Source organism: Caballeronia sp., assembly GCF_049581465.1.
In the GTDB taxonomy this organism is placed as follows: Bacteria; Pseudomonadota; Gammaproteobacteria; order Burkholderiales; family Burkholderiaceae; genus Caballeronia.
In genome coordinates this window covers 1-3410 of record NZ_JBAUSA010000563.1, presented here as the reverse complement: position 1 = coordinate 3410, position 3410 = coordinate 1, and the positions used below count along the sequence as shown (strand labels likewise).

Genomic DNA, 3410 nt, shown 5'->3' with positions numbered 1-3410 from the left:
GTCACGTAGAACGTGACCTGCAAACTCCGGGCCGGCATCACCCACAAAAACGCCGGATAAATCAAGGCCAGAACCTACACCGGCCACCCGATCAGACGCCTGCCGACGCCCCGACCGGCGGACTATCTGCTTGCCGCTCTAGCGAGAACGCCCGCCCAACTTCCTCGCCCGTGACATCAATCAGCGTGCGCATGGCCCGCTCGGCGGCAGTTACGTCGTGTGCCTCGATCGCCTCGACCACATGACGCTGGGACACTAGTGTCGCTTCCCGCAAAGTCGCAATCCCCTCGACAATCGGATACACCGTCACCAATGCCCCGCGCACGATAGCCGTCATCTGCTGGAAGAACTGGTTACCGCTTGCCGCGACAATCCGCGTATGCAAGGCCACGTCCGCAGCCTGATATTCGGGCTCATCGACACTTAACGTGGCAAGCGCGTCGAAAGCATCGCGGATGCCCGCTATATCATCGGGTGTGGCGCGCGCCGCCGCGAGCGCCGCCGCGCGCGGCTCGATCAGCATCCGGAACTCGATCACGTCGCGCAGGAACGCATGATCCGGGGTTGCTCGAAAGCGCCAGCTCACTACGTCCTCATCGATCAACCGCCAGTCGCTCATCGGCCGGATACGCGTGCCTGTTTTCGGACGCACATCCAGCATGTGACGCGCAAGCAACATGCTCAATGCCTCGCGCATCACGGTTCGACTGACATCGAACTCCTTCGACAACACATCCTGGGGCGGCAGGATCGCACCGTACTTCTGTTCGACGATACCCGACACCAGTCCGTCCATCACCTTAGCTACCAGGGACCGCTCCTTGTTTTCTTCCATCACGCCTCTCCCCTTGCGACCTTCATTATGACCCTCTCGTCCGGTGCGCTTCCCCAAGCTCGCCGAATGGCAAGGCGAATGCTGTGCAAGCCATTGCACCCTGCCTGCTGGAGACTATTTTTGGACAAGCCGCTCGTTGTTGTGGTTCTTTGATGCGCCTTCTTTTGCTCCGCAGCGCGCGCCCACCTCTTGCACTGCGCGTTGCAGGACAAAATCCATTTACCTGATGTTTTAAATGCACTGCCGAAGGCCACGGACGACCACCCGAAACGCTGGCGATAATTACCAGCGGCACCTCCAGGATCGCGGCCTGCAACGAGGCGATCCGGCTGGAGGTAGGCTGAGACACGTCCACGGTGACTCCTGATGCAGCGCACTGGAGAGGATTAGAGCTGGGAGTTGGACACATGCGGCACATGCGCCCAACTGACATCGAAACACGAAACGCCCGCGTCGATTGATAGCGTATTTAAGCAGGGGAATGCATTTTGCTCTGTGCGCATGCGAACGCATTCACGTTATTACGTCGATGCGATTTCAACCCGCGAGTTGTCCACACCCGGAGAAGCCGCACAACGCGCGCGGCGAATTATTTTGACTACTCGTCCACGATCACAAAACCCTCCGCCACGGCGCCGCGCGCCTGCCCGTGCGTGCCCTGCCATCCTTTGCGCGCGAGCGCGATCAACCGGACTCCGCGCGTAACGAACGGTCCCTCAGTCTTGCGAAACCCGAACGCCTCATAAAACGCGCGCAAACTCACCGGCGCCAGGAGACGCACATCCCGGCCCGGCCAGCGTTCAGCGACGGTAGCCAGCACGCGCTCGACCAGCGCCTCGGCGGTCCCATCGCCTCGCCGCAGCGGGCTCGTCAAGATCTTGTCGACGACTATTTCTGGCGCGTCCGCACTGCCCTCATGCAACCGCGCGTAGGCGATCACTGGCATGGAACGGGAGATATCGTCGAGGGCGAACACGTGCAACGACGTTTCGTCGCGGCCGTCCGGATCGAGATGCACATCGGACTGTTCGACAACGAACACAGCGCTGCGCGCCCGCAGGATCAAATACAGCTCCCGCGTGGTGATTTGCTCGAAATCGAGTGCTTTCCAGTTCATGTCCAGGTCCAGGATAAGCCGGCGGCAGCGGCTTGGTCGATTAGTCGTACGTTACGACTCCCGACCCTATAACTTCCGTGCGGCATCGCACCGACGCCCCCCCTTGCCAATTCGTTAAATACGGACAACCGATCCGCTCAAAACGACAACTTGTCTCGAGCTGAGGGAACTGGTCTTAGGCGTCACATCTTTAGCGAAAAGCCTCTTGAGGGACTCATCGATGAAATCCGCATTGCGTCGCATCCTGACTGAATCCGCCCGGCTCGACGTTCCCGCCGACACGCTCGCCGACAACGCCGACCTCTACGCGGCAGGGCTGTCGTCGCTCGCGACCGTCCACCTGATGCTCGCTATCGAAGACGAATTCAACATCGAGATTCCCGACCGGATGCTGACGCGCCGGCTGTTTTCATCGATCGATACGCTGGCCGCCGCAGTGACCGAGTTGCAACAGGCGCAGGCAGCCGCATGAACTCCCCGACCGAGGGTGCGGCCCTGGCGAAGCCGGACGACGCTGTCGCGGCGAACGTGAACGCGGCTGTCACGGCCGCCCAGATCGTGGAAGAGGTGCGCCAGGCATCCGCCGAGCCAGTGTGGCTATCCGCCGCCCGACGCGTGACGCAAGTCGCGGCCGAGCACGCCGCAGCGGTCGATCGGGAAGCGCGCTTCCCGGTTGAAGCGTTCGAAGCGATGCGCCGCGAACGGCTGCTCTCGGCGATGATACCCGCGCAATTCGGCGGCGCAGGTCTTACGCTGGCAGAAACTGCGCGGGTTTGCGAAACGCTTGCGCACGGATGTTCATCGACGGCAATGATCTATGCAATGCACCAGATCCAGATCGCGTGCATCGTCGAACATGGCAGTGCGATCGCGTGGCAGCGAGAGATGCTCAAGCGCATCATCGACGAGCAATGGCTGCTCGCATCGGCTACGTCTGAAGATATGATCGGCGGCAACATGCGCACGAGCGCGTGCGCGGTCGATCTGGTCGATGACGCTTTCCGTATCGAAAAGCTCGCGCCCACCATTTCTTACGGAGCGCACGCCGACGGCATCCTCGTGACTGCCCGCCGGCACCCGGAAGCCAGCGCCTCCGACCAGGTGCTGATCGTCGCGCCGCGCGATTCGCTCACGCTGGAACTGCGCGCCGGCTGGGATGCGCTCGGCATGCGTGGCACCTGCAGCGAATCGTTCCGGCTCGTGGCACAAGGCCGCGCCGAGCAGATCCTGCCGGCGCCGTTCGCGCAAATTTCAGACCAGACCATGCTGCCGGTTTCGCACATGCTTTGGGCGGCGGTATGGATCGGGATCGCGTCCGACGCCGTGAATCGGGCGCACCAGTTCTTTCGCATTCAGGCGCGTGGCAAACCGGGCGTGCTGCCGCCGTCGGCTGCGCGTCTGGCCGAAACGGTCGCGCTGCTGCGCATGATGCAGGCACGCCTGAAAGCGGCGCTCGAT

The 3410-nt window shown here is 62.1% G+C and carries 4 protein-coding genes; 2 read left to right on the top strand and 2 right to left on the bottom strand.

The window, feature by feature from the left end; genetic code table 11:
• Positions 1–91: 91 nt before the first annotated feature.
• Complete coding sequence (locus tag WCA53_RS13900) at positions 92–835, bottom strand: FadR/GntR family transcriptional regulator (protein ID WP_423911115.1); 744 nt, start codon at positions 833–835, stop codon at positions 92–94.
• A 598-nt stretch (positions 836–1433) separates the two neighbouring features.
• Positions 1434–1952: a GNAT family N-acetyltransferase gene (locus WCA53_RS13895; RefSeq protein ID WP_423911111.1), complete on the bottom strand. Its 519-nt coding sequence runs from the start codon at positions 1950–1952 to the stop codon at positions 1434–1436.
• 220 nt (positions 1953–2172) lie between these two features.
• On the opposite strand from WCA53_RS13895, the gene WCA53_RS13890 reads away from it, so the two are divergent.
• A complete protein-coding gene (locus tag WCA53_RS13890; RefSeq protein WP_423911108.1) occupies positions 2173–2424 on the top strand; it encodes an acyl carrier protein in 252 nt (83 codons plus the stop codon).
• On the top strand, positions 2421–3410 hold a 990-nt coding region (locus WCA53_RS13885), incomplete at its 3' end, for an acyl-CoA dehydrogenase family protein (RefSeq protein WP_423911103.1). The genes WCA53_RS13890 and WCA53_RS13885, both read left to right, overlap by 4 nt.

Coding starts and splice junctions, on each gene's coding strand:
- WCA53_RS13900 (WP_423911115.1), bottom strand. CDS start 835: ATGGAAGAAAACAAGGAGCGGTCCCTGGTAGCTAAGGTGATGGACGGA.
- WCA53_RS13895 (WP_423911111.1), bottom strand. CDS start 1,952: ATGAACTGGAAAGCACTCGATTTCGAGCAAATCACCACGCGGGAGCTG.
- WCA53_RS13890 (WP_423911108.1), top strand. CDS start 2,173: ATGAAATCCGCATTGCGTCGCATCCTGACTGAATCCGCCCGGCTCGAC.